Raw genomic sequence first — 19,223 nt, 5'->3', positions numbered from 1 at the left:
TACTTTTTTAAATTATTTTGTGATTAATTTGTCGTTCTATATACAACAGCACGTGCATGCATTGAAATTGCTGCCTTTTACAAATGTCTACATTGCTTTTTATTTTTAACATTTTTGTAATAATTACAACGCATAATTAAAAACTTCATATACTATCAAATTATAAATTGGTGGCTTACAATAGTAATATTAAAATAAGTTTTCTAATTGATAAGCATTAAGTGTATGACCCTAAACATACACTTAATTTACGCTAATTCAAATCATAGGTGGCATCACAAGAGCATCGCCAGTTACAACAACTTGCTCATTTGCATTTAAACATTCGGTTTTTAAACCAACTCTGTTTTTTTCTATATTGATATCCACCACTTCCACACGTGCTGTAATAGTATCGCCAATACGAACAGGTTTTAAAAATTTCAAATTCTGCGATAGATAAATAGTACCAGGTCCTGGCAAATGCATTCCGATTACAGCCGAAATATATCCAGCACTAATCATACCATGTGCAATTCTGCCCTTAAATATAGTGTTTTTAGCATATTCTTCATTAAAATGTGCAGGATTTAAATCTCCGCTAACCGCACCAAACAGCACAATATCTGCTTCACTCACAGTTCTTGATATCTCTACAAAATCTCCTACTTTAAGCTCTTTTATATTTGACATATCTTCCTCCATATTTGTTATAACGATATCATAATCCCATTGATTGATACTATCATGTCAATTCATGCCAATTATAGTATCAATCCGATTTTATCTTCTTTAAATAAATTCGCATCCATAGTTTTGAGATTTTCTGCAATTTCCGGTCTAAAATCCATTAAATCAAGCACATCTCGTTGTAAATCAACACCTGGAGCAATTTCAATTAATTTAATAGACTCATCACCAAGCGTAAACACAGCTCTTTCTGTTATATAATACACTTCTTGCTTTATTTCCCTAGCATATTGTGCTGAAAAAGTTACTTGCTCAACTTCGTCGATAAATTTCTTGGATTTGCCCTCTTCTATAATTTCCAATTTACCATCACCTATTTTTTGCTTCAAACCACCCGCAGTGAAAGTTCCTATAAATATACATTTCTTAACATTTTGCGATATATCTATAAAACCACCACAGCCTGCCACTCTAGTGCCAAATTTAGATACATTGACATTTCCATATTTATCCACTTGTGCAAGACCTAAAACAGCTATATCCAATCCACCACCATTATAAAAATCAAATTGATAAACTTGATCAACTATTGCTAATGGATTTATAGATGCACCAAAATCAAGCCCACCAAGCGGCACACCACCAGTAATACCCGGTTCGACAGACATGTTTATTTTATCTCCCTGCCCCTCTTCATTTATCACCATAGCGACAGTTTCGGGCATACCTATACCTAAATTAGCAGTATATCCATCTTCAAAAAACTCAGCGGCACGCCTTGCACATACTTTTCTATTAGTCAATCCGACAGGCGGAGTTTTGGACAAAACAGCTCTTGTATTACCACAAAGAGACGGATTATATAATGTACCAAATGTTTGACAGTGATATTTAGCTACATCGCTTGTTTTGACTACATAATCCACCATAACACATGGAATTTTAACCAATCTAGGATCTAAAGTACCCTTTTCTACAACATCTTCTACTTGCACGATAACTTTAGCATTACAAGCTTTACCAGCTGCAGCCAAACTATACGCATCTATCGTAAGTGCTTCATTTTCCAAACTGATATTGCCAACTTCATCAGCATACGTTCCTCTAAGTATTACAAAATCTAATTTAGGTGTTTTATATTTCAAAAACTCCTCACCATCTATCTCTATTAACTCTACTAAATCTTCTGTAGAAATGGAATTTAATTTACCACCTTCAAGTCTTGGATCACAATAGGTCTTCAATCCCACTTTAGAAATAGTAAAATTCAAACCTATTGCCCTATCTCTAAACATATGACTTATAACGCCTTGCGGAAAATTATATGATTGCATTTTATTGCTCAAAGCCAATTCCTGTAATTTGGGAACCAAATTCCAGTGTCCACCTACAGTCCTTTTTACCAATCCTTCATAACCTAAGTGATTTAAACCCCTATCTTTTGAATCCCCTTGTCCGGCTGCAAAATACAACTCCAGATTTTTAGGAGATTTAGTTTCTAAATATCTATTTTCCAACGCCGTTAAAATTTCTTCAGCTACACCAATACCCACAAAACCATTTGTTGCAATCACACTATTATCAGTTACAATATTTGCAACATCTTTAGCCGAACAAAACTCAACCATATTTTCCTCCTATCAAAAATGTAACTATGTTTAAACTATTCCTAATGATGACAACAAAATAATTGTTATAACAGAAATAGTAGGTATAACCACAGTACACATGCCAATATCTATATATGATTCTTTATGAGTCATACCTGTTATGCCCAATAGCGTTATCACGGCACCATTATGCGGTAATGTATCTAAGCCTCCACATGCTATGGAAGCTACTCTATGCAATACCTGTGGATCTATACCTACCTGTGATGCCATTTTCATATATGTTTCGCCCAACACTCCCAAAGCTATAGACAGCCCACCTGATGCAGAACCCGTAACACCTGCCAGTGCAGAAACTGAAATAGCTTCATTTACAAGTATATTACTTGAAACTGACATGAGAGCATCTTTAATGATTACAAATGATGCTAAACTAGCGATAACATTGCCATAGCCTGTTTCTGATGCAGTGTTAAAAATAGCCAAAAACGAACCAGATACGCCTGTTGTTAATGTTTTTAGCACTGAATCAATCCTCTTTAAATTAAATACGATAGTTACCAAAATACCACTTACCAATGATGCGATTAAAGACCAATTACCTATCACCGCTTTAGCTGTAGTACTATATCTATCCGCTTCCAAGTAAGATAAATCCATATGAGGATAAACCATCTTTGATAATATGAAATTAAGCCCTAACACTACAATTATAGGTAAAAACGCTACCATTGTATTTGGCAAATCAGATTCCTGATTTACTTGTTCACTTTTATTGTCCATATCATGATCGCCGTAGCCCTCACCTTTTGCCATAGCAGATTTAGCTCTATAATTTAGCCATAAAATACCACCTACTGCCATTATCAAACTTGCAATCAAGCCCAAAATAGGAGCTGCAAATGCATCAGTACCAAAAAATTTCATCGGTATGGTATTTTGAATTTGTGGAGAACCAGGAAGTGCAGTCATAGTAAATGTAAAAGCTCCAAGTGCTATAGTTCCAGGCAAAAATCTCTTTGGAATCCCAGAAGCTTTAAACAAGCTCACACCTATTGGATAAATCGCAAATACTACTACAAACAAAGATACACCGCCATATGTCAACACAGCACAAGTTACCATAATCGCTAAAATAGCACTACTTTCGCCTAATTTAGTTGTGATAAACTTTGAAATTGCCGCAGCACTTTTGGAATCTTCCAAAAATTTCCCCAAAATCGCACCCAGTAGGAAAATTGGAAAGAATGAAGCGACGAAATTACCTACACTTTTCATAAAAATCTGTGTATATGTTGCCATCAAATGGAAATCTCCACCAGTAGATATTGCAACAAATACGGTTGCCAATAATGCTAGTAATGGTGCTATAGCTATAACTGAAAAACCTTTATACGCTAAATACATCAGCAAAACTAGCGAAACGATAATGCCTATAACTCCTAACATATAACCTCCCAATCTGACATGCCGAGAAAACTATTTCTTAAAATCTGCACATCCGCTAAAATTTAAACTCCTACAGCAAAAGTCAATATATCAAGCCCATGATTAAACAAGATTGATATGTACTAAACTTACGCCTAGATCAATTAATATATATATATATATATAATGTCAAGCATTTTAGCAAATATTTGTCAATAACCAGTGAATATTTCACCCCTAAAGGGGGTTAATTTTGCAATGAAAATTGCACCCCTTAACACATCGAGTTATCCTGCTTTTGCATCTTTAAGTAAGAATTCATAAATCAAGTCAATAACTACTTGAGGCAGGTCTCCGGTTCGTCCAACCGTATCGGTTCGGTATATATCATCGAGCGGTACAATCGGATAGAATTCATCATGTATTAAAGCGCGTATACCATGCTTTTGGGAAATCAATACATTTACCATTGTGCCTGCGCCGAATTTATTCTGCTCAATTTTAAACAAATGGTTTTTGATTGAGATGGTAGATCCGCTTGAAAGTTTGCGCGTAATAACCGATGACAACAGTTTATCAAGATCGAGTGTTTTTGGCGTCGGTACAAACATTGAATATGAATCGCAGGCAGGAACACCAAACTGTTTGTTGAAAATACCGATATACTCTTTTAAGAATTGATTTGCTTGCTCTATGGTTGTAATTCCGCGTCGTGCAAATTCAACAGGGAGTCGGCTTTGTAAAGTTTGCCATAATCGCTCAACACGTCCTTTTGCTTGTGATGAATGAGCCGGGAACATATCGATTCCTAAGTACTTGATAATTTTGCCGAATTGTGTTACTTGTTCCTCGGTTCCTTGTAATTGCTCCTCAATGGATAACTGTTTTTTTGCATTAACAAAAAAAACGCTACACTTATCCGGATAAAGAGCGGCAGGGAGTCCGTAATTTTCGAGTGTCTGCCGCAGAACTTCTAAATATCCGAGCAGGCACTCGTTTTTGCATAAATAAAGACCGGTAATCATTCCGCGCGCATCATCAATAAAAGCATGTAATGCGGATTTTTCTTTCCCGCCGAACCAAGGAAACGGGGTTGCGTCCACTTGCAACAGCTCTCCGAAGCAAGCTCTTCTATTGCGCGTTTTATGCACCTTCTTTCGTGTTCGTCTTTTCTTTGGTGAATAAATTCCATGTGATAACAGAATACGGGGCAGAGTCGAATATGACAGCTGCAATTGATATTCTCCAGTTACTATTTCATGAAAATGCAAAAAATTGCTTTTTGACAATGCGGGATCGCTTCGCAGCGCAAGTAATCGCTGCTCAATTTCTTTCGAGGTCTTCTTTGCAGAGGGACGCTGACTGTTGCCATGCAGCATTGCGACTGCACCCTTTTCTTTGAACGCCTTTTTTAATTGCTGTACGCGTCTTCGTGAAAGGTTTAATCGAAGCGCAGCTTGTTGTACCGTACATCTCCCCTCTAGGCAGTTGGCGATAACATGTCCTCGTGTAATTTGATCAATGCTCATAAATAATTTCATTCCTCCAGTTTAGTGTAACAAGTCAATAATTTCACCTCGGTAAAATATAGGGGCGAAATATTCATTGAAAACTTATAGGGGTGAAATTATCACAGATTAAAGACAGTTTGCAAATTTGCCCTATAACATAAGGTATAAAAATACTTGACGTACGCACAAAAAATAAAATCATACATTCATGGGCGCTGCGGTTTGAAATTTTTCTCTTATCCGACTTATTTTTTTACCTGTCGGAGATGTGGAACACTTACAAACCGCCATTGCAGCGCGATGTTTAAACTCGAAAATTCTCATTGGAACTACGAGTGCCCGTGCTGAATGTAATTTTTGGTATTCGTGTGTACAGTGGCTTGCGAGATAGCGCTCTATAATTAAGTTACCATTATTTTAATCGAAATATCAGCAACAGTAACTTGCAGATTCAGTATGCCTATGGTAAATTGCTCACCGTTGCGCCGTGTCAGGCTCTTTTTTATAATTTTTTTGATTTGCATACGTGTATTAAAAATATAAACACCTTATCTAAAAAACACTGCACGAGTTTGCAAACAAAACTTTATTATTTGGGGTTTTGTTTGTAAATATCACTGCTTGGAACCGCGGGCGTCCGTGCTCGTTCCGATTGTGTTTTTGCTTCCTCATGTAGTTTTTTCATGTGTAAGCTTTATGAAAAAAAAGTAATAGAAGGTTGACAATAAAAAAAAATACCGTTATATTGTCTATATGTTGCAGAATACTAACATTGAAAAGCTTTTTGCTTTTCATTGTGCGCCCTGTCTTGCGGGAATTAAACCGGCAAATTTAATTTCTTTGTCGCAATCTTTTGTCGAAGAGCTTGCTGAGTATCGTGAATGTTTTGCTCAAAAAGGTGTTTTCATGCACATGCTTTGTAACTGCGAGCAGCGGGCACAGATTCTTGTATACAGAAAAAAATTGTTGGAAGAATACTTATCGGGAGCCGAAGTTACCGAAGTATTAAAGAGTTTCGGGTATCATGAAAGTGGTTGTGAGTCAATGTTAACAATCCTTGCGCAAAGAATGAGTAGGCGTAATATTCCTAACTCTTGTGCAGAATCTTTTCCGCATGAAATCGGTTTGTTTTTAGGTTATCCTCCTGCTGATGTGCTTGAGTATATACGAAAAGAGGGGAAAACCTATTTATTTTGCGGATACTGGAAAGTATATAGCGAGCCTGAAAAAGCTCGGGAGATATTTAATCAATATACTGAATGTAGAAAGCTTTTTGCTCTACAAATAGAACGCGGCATAAGTATCTATGATCTTGTGCTGGCAGCATAGACCATAAGTTCAGGAGGTTTTTATGGCAAAAATAGCAGTGGTGTTTTGGAGTGGCACCGGAAATACGGAAGTCATGGCAAATTGTATTCTTGACGGTTTGAAAGCGGGCGGTGCGGATGCCGAGTTGTTTAATGTGTCTGATTTTAGTGCCGATAAGCTGGACTCATATGATAAAATAGCTTTCGGGTGCCCTGCAATGGGTTCGGAAGAGCTTGAGCCGGATGAGTTTGAGCCTTTTTTTGCCTCAATTGAGGGAAAGCTTGCTGGTAAAAAAATAGCGTTGTTCGGCTCTTATGAATGGGCGGGCGAAGGTGCCGGCGGTGCATGGATGGACAGCTGGATTGAGCGCTGTGATAAAGCGGGTGCAAGTGTTTTTGAAGGTAAGGGAGAGATCGCTTACGATAACCCCAGCGAAGAAGCTCAGGAAAGTTGTAAAGAGTTCGGCAAACGCTTTGCGCAATAAAAGAAGTACTGTAAATAAAAAATAAGTCCGTTTCGATAATAATTCGTTCCGGACTTATTTTTTTCGGTATTTTTGAATAATTTTATTAGTTTGGCATTGACAGTTTCTAATCTTTTATGTATAGTCAAAAAGCTTGTTTCTATAAAGCTGTGCTTTGATAAAGCGCTCTTGCTTCTGTAGCTCAGTCGGCAGAGCACAACCATGGTAAGGTTGGGGTCAGCGGTTCGATTCCGCTCGGAAGCTGAAATAAAAATTATGGTTTATTGTAAAAATGATAAACGCTTGTGCTGAAAAGCATTGGTTGTTTATCAAGTGTTTTCACTTTGCCTTTTCAAGGCAAAGTATTCCGCAGGATCGGTGCTTTTATTATAAAAGCTATGAACCCATGAAGGCTATTTTAGGAGAATTATTATGGCAAAAAAAACAGCAGTTGAGCTTATCGCATTGCAGTGTTCGGAATGTAAACGAAAAAACTATACCACGGCAAAAAATAAGAAAAATATCCAAGGCAAGCTTGAGTTAAATAAGTATTGTCCTTTTGATCACAAGCACACTTTGCATAAAGAAGCAAAGATAAAATAATTGACGGCCGAATATACTTGGGGTTAATTATTTTATCTTTATAGGTCAGTAGCTCCAATGGTAGAGCGTCGGTCTCCAAAACCGAATGTTGAGGGTTCGAGTCCTTCCTGGCCTGGAAAAATAAACAGAGAGGTGGATATGTCAAAAATCATTAAATTCAGCAAGGAATGTGTGGCGGAGCTTAGGAAGGTTGTTTGGCCGACTCGAGCTGATGTATTATCATCGGTTAAAGTTGTGATAGTATCTACAATTATTATTGCCGCCTTTCTTGGAATTCTTGATTCAATTTTTGTTGCTGTCTTTAGCTGGATTTTTTAAGAGGTTTGCATGGCTAAAGAATGGTATATTTTGCATACCTTCTCCGGGTATGAAAATAAAATAGAACGGACAATCAGAACGCTCATTTCAAACGGTGAAATTCCTCAAGATGTAATATTTGATATAAAAATTCCGGAAGAAGTTTTAACTGAAATTAAAGACGGCAAGAAAAAGACTGTTAAAAGAAAGTTTTTGCCCGGGTATCTTTTGGTTGAGATGGATTTGCCGGAGATGGACTGGAAGGCTGTTTGCAATTCGGTGCGAAGAATACATGGTGTTACCGGTTTTCTCGGGACGGGCGGAAATGCAAAACCGCAGCCTGTTTCCGCTGCGGAAGCTAAAAGTATTCTTCAGAAAACGGGAGAAATTAAAGGGGATAAAACTGCACGATTTGCTAGGACTTTTACGGTTGGCCAGCAGGTTAAAATTATTGACGGGCCCTTTGCCACTTTTTCCGGCGAGGTTGAAGAGGTTATGGCGGATCGTAATAAACTACGCGTTATGGTTACAATTTTCGGCAGAACAACTCCTGTCGAACTCGAAATGCTTCAGGTCGAAGCTATTTAAATTAAAGTATTTATTTGAATCATTTTGATTCGGTTATTTTACGGGAGGAGCGTTGCTCCGTTAGTACCGGAAGGAGAAATTTATGGCAAAAAAGAAAGTGGCTGCATTGATTAAACTTCAATGCCCTGCAGGAAAAGCCACACCGGCGCCGCCCGTAGGTCCTGCATTAGGACCGCACGGTGTAAGCGCGCCGCAGTTTGTGCAGCAATTTAATGACCGCACGAAATCTATGGAACCCGGAATGATCATTCCCGTGGTTATCACTGTATATGCGGATAAAAGCTTTACCTTTATCCTTAAAACCCCACCTGCGTCGGTTTTAATTAAGAAAGCTTGTAATATCCAAAAAGGTTCTGCAAGTTCGGTTACTCAGAAGGTGGCAAAACTTTCCAAAGCTAAACTTGAAGAAATCGCAAAGACTAAGTTGCCCGATGTTACCGCAAATGATCTTGAAGCGGCAAAAAAAATTGTTGCCGGAACAGCGCGCAGTATGGGCGTAGAGGTGGAGCGTTAGTATGAAACGAGGTAAGAATTATAAAAACGCAGTTGCCAAATACGACAGAAACGAGGTCTTTGATTTGCAAAAAGCGGTTGCTTTGGTAAAAGAACTTAAATTTGCAAAGTTCGATGAAACTGTCGAAGTGCATGTAAGTTTAAAATTATTGAAAAATCAAACTGTACGCGATACCGTTGTTTTACCCAATCAGTTTAAGGGTGAGAAAAAAATACTCGTTTTTTGCAAAGATGATCGAGTGCAGGAAGCTTTGGATGCCGGTGCTGCATATGCCGGTGCCGATGAGTACATTGACAAGGTAAAAGGCGGTTGGCTTGACTTTGATGTTGCCGTTGCAACACCCGATATGATGAAAGATGTCGGTCGTTTGGGTATGATTCTCGGACGAAGAGGGTTAATGCCTAACCCTAAAACCGGAACTGTTACTCCTGATTTTGTTACCGCGATCAATGAACTTAAAAAAGGCCGTGTTGATTTCCGCGCGGATAAAACAGGTGTTATCCACCTCGCAGTTGGAAAAACCTCAATGGATTCTGATAAGATTGTTGAAAATATTGAGACTTTCTTAGCTGAAATGAGCAGAAAAAAGCCAACAGATGCAAAGGCTGATTTTGTACAGTCTGTTTCAATCAGTTCTACAATGGGGCCGGGCGTCTGGGTTGACTACCGGATAGGAGAGTAAAATGGCAATGCGAGCACATAAACCACAGCCAGCAAAAACGGCTGCAATTGAAAATATTACTAAAGATTTGCAATCTGCATCCTCCTATATTTTTACCGAATACCGAGGGTTGACGGTTGAGCAAATTACCGAATTAAGAAAAAAACTCCGGGAAAGTTCTTGTACCTATAAGGTTGTTCGCAATAATTTTGCAAGAATCGCTTTTGATTCAATTGAGATTGATGCAAAAGAATACCTGATAGGGCCGACCGCGGTTGCGCTTGTTGATACGGAAGAAGCAAATACTGCTGCAAAAGTTCTATTTGAATTTGCAAAAGAAGCTCCTTCTCTTGTAATTAAAGGCGCAATTGTTGACGGTGAAGTGTATGATTCTGCAAAAATAGAAGCATACTCAAAGCTGCCCGGAAAAAAAGAACTTATTTCCATGTTTATGTCTACAATCAATGCGACAACATCCAAATTTGTGCGCACATTGCAGGCAATTGTGGATAAGGGAGATGCTTCTGGTGAGAAGCCTGTTGAGCAAGCTGCTTCCGCAGCAGAAAATTCTGAGGAAAAACCTGCTGAAGCTACTGAGCCGAATACCTCTGCAGCTGAAAGCTCTGAAAAAGCGGCTTCTGAGGAAAAATAAGGTTTCCTCACAATACAATAAACCTGAATCGAGTATATCGATTCTTTATAAGCAGTCAGGCTTCACAAAGCTGTCTTCCTGTCTGCTTACATAGAGTGTAAAACACTTAAATATATTTTAGGAAGGAGAAGATAATATGGCGGCATTAACAAATGAACAAATTATTGAGGCAATTAAGGAAAAAACAATCCTTGAGCTTTCGGAACTCATCAAGGCGATGGAAGAAGAATTCGGTGTAACTGCAGCTGCGCCGGTAGCTGTTGTTGCAGGTGGTGCCGGTGCCGGTGCTGCAGCCGCTGAAGAGCAAACCGAATTTACGGTAACGCTTAAAGCACTTGCCGATCCCGGAAAGAAAATTGCGGTTATCAAAGAAGTGCGCAACGTTGTTGCAGGACTCGGCTTGAAAGAAGCAAAAGAGCTTGTTGAAGGCGCACCGAAACCGTTGAAAGAAAACGTGTCCAAAGAAGAAGCTGAAAAGATTAAGGAAGCTATGACTGCTGCCGGAGCTGTCATCGAAATTGCTTAATAGTAAAAAATTGCTATTCTTATTCAAGAATAGCAATTGCTGTAATTATTTATTTCTCAAATCTGCATCGAAAGGTTTTTTCGATGCAGATTTGTGTGTATAGAGTATAAAAATTTTGTATAGTGAATCGGTTAAAAAAGACTGTTCTTTGTTTTTCTGATTCAAAACGCTATTATAATAACAAAATGGTTTTAAGCGGTTTTTGGTGTGCACTGTTTGATCTTGGCGGTTTTCGTTGCAAAAATCATCATAAAAACAGTTAGAAATCACTTATCGCTTTTTAATGACGGAAGACCGATCTTGTTGATAGGTTTACTCCGGCCTTCTATTATTTTTCTTTATTTTTGCCGAGCAGACACTGTTTTTGTGTAGCGGGCAAAGGAACTGCGGATTTTGAGAAATCGAAATTTCATCATAATCTTGTAGAGAAAATAAATGCAACTCATTCTTATAGCCTGTGAGCAGTTACGTGCTCTTATCTTATATTGTCTAGTAATTCGAGGGAGGAATGAATGCCTGCAAAAAATCGTAAAATCAAACGAACGTACATCGGAAAAAACATCCAAAATTTTATGGAGCTTCCGGATCTTATCGATATTCAACTAAAATCATATGATACCTTTTTACACTGTGGAAATTCCGCAAATAAAGCCGAAAATCCCGACGACAACACTATCTCTTCGGAAGAAACCGGACTTGAGGATGTGTTTAGAACAACCTTTCCGATAGAAAGCCCAACCGGCGATATGACGCTTGAATATCAATCGTATACGCTTGATGAAAAAGAGATTAAATTCTCTGAAATTGAATGTAAACAAAAAGGATTAACCTATGCAATTCCTTTAAAAGTGCAGGTTGACCTTCGGTTTAACGAAACGGGAGAGATTCGCCGAAAGGATATTTATCTTGGCGATATTCCTAAAATGACCGAGCGCGGCACCTTTATTATTAACGGTGCCGAACGTGTAGTTGTTTCTCAAATACATCGATCGCCCGGTGTTATCTTTTCAAAAGAAAAAGGAATTTTTTCAAGCAGAATTATTCCTTATCGAGGAAGCTGGCTTGAGTTTGAAATTGACCAAAAAAAAGATCTTATTTATGCAAAACTTGACAAGAAAAAGCGCATATTAGGGACAATTTTTTTGCGTGCGGTTGGTTACTCTTCTCGTGAAGAAATTATCGATGCTTTTTATAAAACAGAAAATGTAGAAGTTTTGCCGGATCGCGCAGAGCATGAGCATCTGGTAGGAAAAATACTTGCAAAGTCCGTTATTGTAAAGGATGAAGAAGGGGAAGAGCGAAAACTCTATAAAGCGGGTGAAAAAGTGCATCCGCACGTTATTGATGATTTACTGCAAAACAACGTTGGTGAAATTTCCGTTATAAACTTTGAGGCGGAAGGCTCGTTAAACTCTCCGGTTATTATTAACTGTTTTGAGCGGGAAGAAATGAAATACCTTGACTCAAGTGAAGGAGATGATATTTCCAAAGAAACAGCCCTTTCCGTTGTCTATACCGCCTTAAAGCCGGGAGATCCGATGACCGTTGAAGCTGCGGAAAAAGATTTACAAACAATGTTTTTCTCCGCACGCCGGTATGACCTCGGACGGGTAGGGCGCTATAAGCTTAATAAAAAATTTGACTATCAGCCTCCGCTAAAAGAGTGTACCCTTGTGGTGGAAGATATTATTAACACGATGAAGTATCTTATCCAAGTGTATGACGGAGATGAGTCTGTTGACGATATTGACCATTTGGGGAATCGCCGTATTCGCTCTGTCGGAGAACTTTTAACTAATATCTTGAAGTCCGCTTTTTTACGCATGGAACGAATTGCAAAAGAAAGGATGAGTGCAAAAGAGCTTGAAACAATAAAGCCGCAGGATTTAATTTCCATTAAGCCTATTGTCATCGCATTAAAGGATTTTTTCGGCGGCAGTCAACTCTCTCAGTTTATGGATCAGGTAAACCCGCTTGCGGAACTTACTCATAAAAGACGTTTGAACGCTTTGGGACCGGGTGGTTTATCACGGGATCGTGCAGGATTTGAAGTGCGAGACGTTCATTATACGCATTACGGAAGAATGTGCCCGATTGAAACTCCCGAAGGCCCAAATATCGGGCTCATTGTTTCGATGGCAAACTATACGCGGGTAAATGAATACGGATTTTTGGAAGCCCCCTATGTAAAGGTTAAAGACGGAGTTGTTACGCGTGAGGTTGAATATCTTGATGCAATGGATGAGGATCGGTATTACATTGGACAGGACTCAATCGCGGTAAATGCGGACGGTACTATTTCCATTGATCAAATTTCTTGCCGGCATCAGGGAGATTACACCACGAGAAGCCCGAAAGATATACAGTACATGGACGTTTCTCCTAAGCAAATAATCTCCGTTTCCGCTTCGCTTATTCCCTTTTTGGAACACGATGACGCAAACCGTGCATTGATGGGCTCAAACATGCAGCGGCAGGGAGTTCCCTTAGTTTTCCCCGAGCCTCCTCGAGTAGGTACCGGAATGGAAGGAAAGTGTGCGTATGATTCCGGGGTACTCATCAAAGCAAAAGAAGCAGGAACCGTTGTGTATACCTCTTCGGATAAAATTATTGTAAAACCGAAGGGGGCAAAATCTGATGACGAGAACATGGAATACCGCTTGCTGAAATATCAGCGTACCAATCAGGATACCTGCTACCACCAAAGACCGATTGTTTCGGTCGGCGATACGGTTGAAGTCGGCGATGCTTTGGCTGACGGGCCGGCAACGTATCACGGAGAATTAGCACTTGGCAGAAATATTCTTGTAGGCTTTGTGCCGTGGAACGGTTATAACTATGAAGACGCTATTCTTATTTCCCGCCGTGTTATAAAAGAAGATATGTTCACCTCGGTTCATATTAAAGAATTTTCTACCGAAGTGCGCGAAACAAAACTCGGTGCGGAACGTATGACCAGCGATATACCAAATAGGTCCGAAAAGAGTTTGGATAATCTTGATTCTGAAGGTATTATCCGCATTGGTGCAAAGGTTCGCTCAGGTGATATCTTAATCGGAAAAATAACTCCGAAAAGCGAGTCCGAAACCACACCCGAATTCAAGTTGCTTAACTCAATCTTCGGTGAAAAAGCAAAAGACGTACGCGATTCTTCGCTGCGAGTGCCGCACGGTGTTGAAGGCACGGTTATTGACGTACAGCGATTAAAGCGATCCGAAGGGGATGATTTAAGTCCCGGCGTTTCGGAAGTAGTGAAAGTCCTTATTGCAACAAAACGAAAATTGCGAGAAGGGGATAAGATGGCAGGACGGCACGGAAACAAGGGTATTGTTGCCCGAATCCTTCCCGAAGAAGATATGCCCTATCTTGATGACGGCACCCCGCTTGATATTTGTTTGAATCCGCTCGGTGTTCCTTCCCGTATGAATATCGGACAAATCTTGGAATCGGAGCTTGGACTTGCGGGCTTGCGCCTTGATGAATGGTATGAATCGCCGGTATTCCAGTCGCCGACTAATGAGCAAATTGAAGAAAAACTGAAAGAGGCGGGATTCCCCGCAAACTCTAAGGTGATGCTGAGGGACGGGCGAACCGGGAATTACTTCCAAAACCCGGTATTTGTGGGCGTTATTTACTTTATGAAACTTGCACACCTTGTTGATGACAAAATGCACGCCCGTTCAACCGGACCGTATTCTCTTGTAACGCAGCAGCCGCTCGGCGGAAAGGCTCAGTTCGGCGGTCAGCGTCTCGGTGAAATGGAAGTATGGGCGCTTGAGGCATACGGAGCGGCAAACACGCTTCAGGAACTCCTCACGATAAAATCGGATGATATGCACGGGCGGTCAAAAATATACGAAGCAATTGTAAAAGGCGAAGCATCATCTCCGGCAGGAATCCCCGAAGCGTTCAATGTTTTGGTACAAGAACTGCGCGGCCTCGCTCTTGACTTTACTATCTATGATGCAAAAGGAAAACAGATCCCCTTAACAGAACGAGATGAAGAGATAATTAACAAAATCGGATCAAAATTTTAAGGAGTGCGTGAGAATGAGGGATATACAAGACTTTGACAGTTTAAAAATGAAACTTGCTTCTCCTGAAACCATTCGAGCATGGTCTTACGGAGAAGTAAAAAAACCGGAAACTATCAATTATCGTACACTACGGCCCGAACGAGACGGGCTTTTTTGTGAACGCATTTTCGGTACAACAAAAGAATGGGAATGTTTTTGCGGAAAATTTAAATCAATCCGATATAAGGGAGTAATCTGCGATCGCTGCGGTGTTGAAGTTACTCACTTTAAGGTGCGCCGCGAGCGGATGGGGCATATTGAATTGGCTGCTCCTGTTTCTCATATTTGGTATTACCGCTCGGTGCCGAGCAGAATGGGACTTTTGCTTGATTTGCAAGTGGCTGCACTCCGTTCCGTACTCTATTATGAAAAATACATTGTAATTGAGCCGGGCGATACCGACCTTAAAAAGAACCAGCTGCTCACCGAAGACGAATATAGCGGCGCCCAGGAACGATACGGCGGAGGCTTTACTGCCGGAATGGGAGCAGAAGCTATTAAAACTTTGCTGCAAAACCTTAACCTTGATGAGCTTGCGGCGGAACTTCGGGTAAAAATGATCGAAAAGGGCGCAAAAAGCGATAAGCGTCTTTTACGAAGAATTGAGCTTGTTGAAAATTTCAGAGTTTCTGGCAACAAGCCCGAGTGGATGATCTTAAATGTTATTCCGGTTATTCCGCCCGATTTGCGCCCGATGGTACAGCTTGACGGCGGGCGCTTTGCAACCTCAGACTTAAACGATCTTTATCGTCGCGTAATACATCGGAACAGCCGCTTAACCAGATTAATGGATCTCAAAGCGCCCGATATCATTATCCGCAATGAAAAGCGTATGTTGCAAGAAGCGGTTGACGCGCTTTTTGATAACTCAAAGCGAAAACCTGCGATAAAGGGCGCCTCCAACCGTCCGCTGAAATCCATTTCGGATATGCTGAAAGGAAAGCAGGGACGTTTCCGCCAAAACCTGCTCGGAAAACGTGTTGACTATTCCGGTCGCTCGGTTATTGTTGTCGGTCCAGAATTAAAACTTTGGCAATGCGGACTTCCCACCAAAATGGCGCTTGAATTGTTTAAGCCCTTTATTATGAAAAAATTAGTGGAAAAAGAGATTGTTTCCAATATTAAAAAGGCAAAAATTCTGGTTGAGCAAGAATCTCCGAAGGTATTTAACGTACTGGATGAGGTTGTCAGCGAGCATCCGGTTATGCTTAACCGCGCTCCTACCTTGCACCGGCTCGGAATTCAAGCGTTTGAACCCGTGTTAGTAGAAGGAAAAGCGATTAAGCTGCATCCGCTTGTATGTAAGCCGTTTAATGCCGACTTTGACGGGGACCAGATGGCTATTCACGTGCCACTTACGCAGGCAGCGCAAATGGAATGCTGGACGCTCATGCTTTCCAGCAGAAACCTGCTTGACCCCGCGAACGGAAAAACAATTGTTTATCCGTCGCAGGACATGGTTTTAGGTTTGTTTTATCTGACCAAAGCACATAATTTAAAAGAAGGCGAGCTGCCGCGAAGATTTTCATCGGTTGATGAGGTTATGATGGCTGCGGAAAACGGTGTAATTGGCTGGCAACAACAAATTCAAGTTAGATACAAAAAATGCAATAATGAACTTGTTACCACCACTCCCGGTCGTCTTGTTTTTAATGAAGAAATGCCTGAGGAGATCCCTTTTGTAAATGATCTCCTTGATGATAAAAGAATTAGAAGCCTTATTGAAACAGTGTTTGCAAAACAGGGCTCATGGCTTGCAGTGCAAATGCTTGATAAATTAAAATCCGTCGGTTATAAATACGCAACATTCTTCGGTGCAACATTGAGTATGGATGATATTATTATCCCCGATCAAAAAACCGAAATGCTTGAAAAGGCAAACAAAGAAGTTCTTTCTATTTATAACCAATATCGAGGCGGTCATATTACTCAGGAAGAGCGGTATAACCGTGTTGTTGAGGTTTGGTCAAAAACAAACGAAAAACTGACCGACCTCATGATGGAAACCCTTTCTAATGATAAAGACGGTTTTAACACCATTAATATGATGGTTGCATCGGGCGCGCGAGGAAGTAAGAACCAGGTTCGCCAGCTTGCGGGGATGCGCGGACTTATGGCAAAATCAAACGGTGATATCATTGAGTTGCCCATCCGATCAAACTTTAAAGAAGGTTTGAATGTTATCGAATTCTTTATCTCTACTAACGGAGCGCGAAAAGGTTTGGCTGATACGGCTCTAAAAACCTCAGAAGCAGGTTACCTTACTAGACGCTTGGTTGATATTGCTCAAGATGTGGTAGTAAATGAAGAAGATTGCGGTACCATTAACGGAATTGATTATCGAGCTGTTAAATCCGGTGATGAGATTATCGAATCTCTTGCGGAGCGGATTGTCGGAAAATACACGCTTGAGCGGGTAGTGCACCCGATTACGCATGAACTGCTTATTGACGTCAACGAATACATAACCGATGAAATTGCTGAAAAAATTGAAGAAGCGGGAGTTGAATCTCTAAAGTTACGTACAGTTTTAACCTGCGAATCCAAACATGGAGTGTGCGTAAAATGTTACGGCAGAAACTTGGCACGGAATAAAATCGTTGAAATAGGTGAGGCGGTCGGAATTATTGCCGCACAGTCTATCGGACAGCCGGGAACGCAGCTGACGATGCGTACGTTCCAGGTTGGAGGTACCGCAAGCAGTACAACGGAAGAAAACAGAATTAGCTTTAAATACCCGATTATTGCAAAAGATATTCAGGGAACAAATGTTAAATTGGAAAACGGCTCTATGCTCTTTACACGACGCGGGTACCTTATTTTTGAAAAAGTTTTAGCGGAATATGAACTTGATGAGGGAGCGGAAGCTCTTGTAAAAGATAACGCACGAGTTTTAAAAGGTGATTCGGTGTACAAATCCTCGAATCAAGAAACTGTTTTAGCGGAAATAAACGGTTTTGCGCGAATAATAGATTCAACAATTTATTTAGTAGGAACCGAGCAAAAAGCCGAAATACGAAACGGATCGGAAGTATCAATAAAAATCGGTGGCTATATTCCTGCCGGAGCAACAATTGCGATATTTGATCCGTTTAACGATCCTATTTTGGCAGAACAGGACGGCTTTGTCCGCTATGAGGATATTATTCCGGGCTCAACCGTATCTGAAGATATAAACGAAGAAACCGGTGTTATTGAACGCCATATTACTGAGCTCAAAACGGATACCCAGTTGCAGCCTCGAGTATTTATTTCAGATGAATCCGGAAACGCGCTCGGGTTTTACTATTTACCCGGTGGTGCGCAGCTCATGGTTGAAGAAGGTAAGCAAATTAAAGCGGGTTCGGTTATTGCAAGGATTGCAAAGGCCGCGGTAAAAACCTTGGACATAACCGGTGGTTTGCCACGGGTTTCCGAATTGTTTGAAGCAAGAAGACCGAAAAACCCTGCCGTTTTGGCACAGGTAAGCGGTACTGTTGCTTTTAAGGGCTTACTGAAAGGTAAGCGCATAATAATCGTGCGCGATTACTACGGAAAGGACTACAAGCATTTTGTACCGATGGGAAAACGTCTTTTGGTACGGGACGGCGATACGGTTGAAGCCGGAGAGCGACTCTGCGACGGGAATCTTGACCCGCACGACATTTTGGCAATTTTAGGCGAGAATGCGCTGCAAAACTATTTGATGAACGAAATCAGAGACGTATACCGCGTTCAGGGAGTATCGATTAACGACAAACATATCGGTATTATCGTGCGGCAAATGTTGCGCAAAATCGAAGTTGTCTCCGTAGGCGATACTCGGTTTATTTATGAGCAGCAAGTTGATAAATACCGATTCCATGAAGAAAACAAACGTGTACAAGCGGAAGGCGGTCAATCTGCGGTTGCTCGCCCTATGTTCCAAGGTATTACAAAAGCAGCACTCAATATTGATTCCTTTATTTCCGCCGCCTCATTCCAGGAAACAAATAAGGTTCTTACCAATGCGGCAATTGCGGGGGCGGTTGACAATCTGCGCGGATTAAAAGAGAATGTTATTATCGGACATCCGATTCCGGCAGGGACAGGGATGAAGCAATATAGGAGCATTAAGCTTTTCGATAAAAACAAAAGCGACTTGGATCTCCAAATGGAAGAAATTATCAAGCGAAGAAAGCTTGAAGAAGAAGCACTTGCACAAATGTCTGCGTCGAATATTGATTTTGATTCGGATAACGAAGCAGACGCTGATTCCGACTTTGATGATGAAAAAAACAACGAGTAAGCGAATATAAAACCGGGAACCTTTTATATCCATAAAAGGTTCCCTATCGC

15 protein-coding genes and 2 tRNA genes are annotated in these 19,223 nt (G+C 40.5%); 13 read left to right on the top strand and 4 right to left on the bottom strand.

What is annotated here, in order from left to right:
- Positions 1 to 258: 258 nt before the first annotated feature.
- The 4 genes from FUT79_RS08915 to FUT79_RS08900 form a co-directional block, all read right to left on the bottom strand.
- Positions 259 to 672, bottom strand: coding sequence for a MaoC family dehydratase (locus FUT79_RS08915; RefSeq protein WP_024752900.1), 414 nt, complete (start codon positions 670 to 672; stop codon positions 259 to 261).
- Between the two features lie 71 nt (positions 673 to 743).
- Entirely contained in the window at positions 744 to 2,297 is a 1,554-nt protein-coding gene (locus FUT79_RS08910; protein ID WP_148889535.1) for an acyl CoA:acetate/3-ketoacid CoA transferase, read from the bottom strand.
- Between the two features lie 30 nt (positions 2,298 to 2,327).
- Positions 2,328 to 3,728 carry a GntP family permease gene (locus tag FUT79_RS08905; protein ID WP_148879384.1) on the bottom strand — a complete coding sequence of 467 codons (1,401 nt, stop codon included), beginning with the start codon at positions 3,726 to 3,728 and terminating at the stop codon, positions 2,328 to 2,330.
- A gap of 266 nt (positions 3,729 to 3,994) precedes the next feature.
- The gene (locus tag FUT79_RS08900) at positions 3,995 to 5,248 is read right to left on the bottom strand and encodes an ISNCY family transposase (RefSeq protein ID WP_148889533.1); all 1,254 of its coding nucleotides are present in this window, start codon (positions 5,246 to 5,248) and stop codon (positions 3,995 to 3,997) included.
- 723 nt (positions 5,249 to 5,971) lie between these two features.
- Here FUT79_RS08900 and FUT79_RS08895 point away from each other — a divergent pair.
- The 13 genes from FUT79_RS08895 (at position 5,972) to rpoC (ending at position 19,173) form a co-directional block, all read left to right on the top strand.
- Entirely contained in the window at positions 5,972 to 6,547 is a 576-nt protein-coding gene (locus FUT79_RS08895; RefSeq protein ID WP_024751909.1) for a DUF3793 family protein, read from the top strand.
- A gap of 22 nt (positions 6,548 to 6,569) precedes the next feature.
- Positions 6,570 to 7,010: a flavodoxin gene (locus FUT79_RS08890; RefSeq protein ID WP_024751908.1), complete on the top strand. Its 441-nt coding sequence runs from the start codon at positions 6,570 to 6,572 to the stop codon at positions 7,008 to 7,010.
- A 170-nt stretch (positions 7,011 to 7,180) separates the two neighbouring features.
- Positions 7,181 to 7,253: transfer RNA gene (locus FUT79_RS08885), tRNA-Thr, on the top strand.
- Between the two features lie 168 nt (positions 7,254 to 7,421).
- Entirely contained in the window at positions 7,422 to 7,592 is a 171-nt protein-coding gene (gene rpmG, locus FUT79_RS08880; RefSeq protein ID WP_002698390.1) for a 50S ribosomal protein L33, read from the top strand.
- A 42-nt stretch (positions 7,593 to 7,634) separates the two neighbouring features.
- Positions 7,635 to 7,707, top strand: a tRNA-Trp gene (locus FUT79_RS08875).
- Positions 7,708 to 7,730: 23 nt separating this feature from the next.
- Complete coding sequence (secE, locus tag FUT79_RS08870) at positions 7,731 to 7,910, top strand: preprotein translocase subunit SecE (RefSeq protein WP_024751907.1); 180 nt, start codon at positions 7,731 to 7,733, stop codon at positions 7,908 to 7,910.
- A gap of 9 nt (positions 7,911 to 7,919) precedes the next feature.
- Positions 7,920 to 8,477: a transcription termination/antitermination protein NusG gene (gene nusG / locus FUT79_RS08865; RefSeq protein WP_002698388.1), complete on the top strand. Its 558-nt coding sequence runs from the start codon at positions 7,920 to 7,922 to the stop codon at positions 8,475 to 8,477.
- Positions 8,478 to 8,559: 82 nt separating this feature from the next.
- The gene (gene rplK, locus FUT79_RS08860; RefSeq protein ID WP_002698386.1) at positions 8,560 to 8,991 is read left to right on the top strand and encodes a 50S ribosomal protein L11; all 432 of its coding nucleotides are present in this window, start codon (positions 8,560 to 8,562) and stop codon (positions 8,989 to 8,991) included.
- Position 8,992: 1 nt separating this feature from the next.
- Complete coding sequence (gene rplA / locus FUT79_RS08855) at positions 8,993 to 9,673, top strand: 50S ribosomal protein L1 (RefSeq protein WP_024751906.1); 681 nt, start codon at positions 8,993 to 8,995, stop codon at positions 9,671 to 9,673.
- A gap of 1 nt (position 9,674) precedes the next feature.
- Positions 9,675 to 10,304 carry a 50S ribosomal protein L10 gene (gene rplJ, locus FUT79_RS08850; protein ID WP_002698382.1) on the top strand — a complete coding sequence of 210 codons (630 nt, stop codon included), beginning with the start codon at positions 9,675 to 9,677 and terminating at the stop codon, positions 10,302 to 10,304.
- Between the two features lie 136 nt (positions 10,305 to 10,440).
- Positions 10,441 to 10,830 carry a 50S ribosomal protein L7/L12 gene (gene rplL / locus FUT79_RS08845; protein WP_024751905.1) on the top strand — a complete coding sequence of 130 codons (390 nt, stop codon included), beginning with the start codon at positions 10,441 to 10,443 and terminating at the stop codon, positions 10,828 to 10,830.
- Positions 10,831 to 11,342: 512 nt separating this feature from the next.
- Entirely contained in the window at positions 11,343 to 14,867 is a 3,525-nt protein-coding gene (gene rpoB, locus FUT79_RS08840; RefSeq protein ID WP_002698374.1) for a DNA-directed RNA polymerase subunit beta, read from the top strand.
- A gap of 13 nt (positions 14,868 to 14,880) precedes the next feature.
- Positions 14,881 to 19,173, top strand: a complete 4,293-nt coding sequence (gene rpoC, locus FUT79_RS08835) for a DNA-directed RNA polymerase subunit beta' (protein ID WP_024751904.1) — start codon at positions 14,881 to 14,883, stop codon at positions 19,171 to 19,173.
- Positions 19,174 to 19,223 lie beyond the last annotated feature (50 nt).

Origin of the sequence: Treponema phagedenis (assembly GCF_008153345.1) — a bacterium.
GTDB classification, from domain to species: domain Bacteria; phylum Spirochaetota; class Spirochaetia; order Treponematales; family Treponemataceae; genus Treponema; species Treponema phagedenis.
The sequence above is the reverse complement of the archived record's forward strand: the minus strand, read 5'-3'. Positions and strand labels throughout refer to the sequence as shown.

What these genes read in the sequence shown, in the direction of transcription:
- FUT79_RS08910 (WP_148889535.1), bottom strand. Translation starts at nt 2,297, where the DNA reads ATGGTTGAGTTTTGTTCGGCTAAAGATGTTGCAAATATTGTAACTGAT.
- nusG (WP_002698388.1), top strand. Translation starts at nt 7,920, where the DNA reads ATGGCTAAAGAATGGTATATTTTGCATACCTTCTCCGGGTATGAAAAT.
- FUT79_RS08900 (WP_148889533.1), bottom strand. Translation starts at nt 5,248, where the DNA reads ATGAAATTATTTATGAGCATTGATCAAATTACACGAGGACATGTTATC.
- FUT79_RS08895 (WP_024751909.1), top strand. Translation starts at nt 5,972, where the DNA reads ATGTTGCAGAATACTAACATTGAAAAGCTTTTTGCTTTTCATTGTGCG.
- FUT79_RS08915 (WP_024752900.1), bottom strand. Translation starts at nt 672, where the DNA reads ATGTCAAATATAAAAGAGCTTAAAGTAGGAGATTTTGTAGAGATATCA.
- rpoC (WP_024751904.1), top strand. Translation starts at nt 14,881, where the DNA reads ATGAGGGATATACAAGACTTTGACAGTTTAAAAATGAAACTTGCTTCT.
- FUT79_RS08890 (WP_024751908.1), top strand. Translation starts at nt 6,570, where the DNA reads ATGGCAAAAATAGCAGTGGTGTTTTGGAGTGGCACCGGAAATACGGAA.
- rplK (WP_002698386.1), top strand. Translation starts at nt 8,560, where the DNA reads ATGGCAAAAAAGAAAGTGGCTGCATTGATTAAACTTCAATGCCCTGCA.
- rpmG (WP_002698390.1), top strand. Translation starts at nt 7,422, where the DNA reads ATGGCAAAAAAAACAGCAGTTGAGCTTATCGCATTGCAGTGTTCGGAA.
- rplA (WP_024751906.1), top strand. Translation starts at nt 8,993, where the DNA reads ATGAAACGAGGTAAGAATTATAAAAACGCAGTTGCCAAATACGACAGA.
- secE (WP_024751907.1), top strand. Translation starts at nt 7,731, where the DNA reads ATGTCAAAAATCATTAAATTCAGCAAGGAATGTGTGGCGGAGCTTAGG.
- rpoB (WP_002698374.1), top strand. Translation starts at nt 11,343, where the DNA reads ATGCCTGCAAAAAATCGTAAAATCAAACGAACGTACATCGGAAAAAAC.
- FUT79_RS08905 (WP_148879384.1), bottom strand. Translation starts at nt 3,728, where the DNA reads ATGTTAGGAGTTATAGGCATTATCGTTTCGCTAGTTTTGCTGATGTAT.
- rplJ (WP_002698382.1), top strand. Translation starts at nt 9,675, where the DNA reads ATGGCAATGCGAGCACATAAACCACAGCCAGCAAAAACGGCTGCAATT.
- rplL (WP_024751905.1), top strand. Translation starts at nt 10,441, where the DNA reads ATGGCGGCATTAACAAATGAACAAATTATTGAGGCAATTAAGGAAAAA.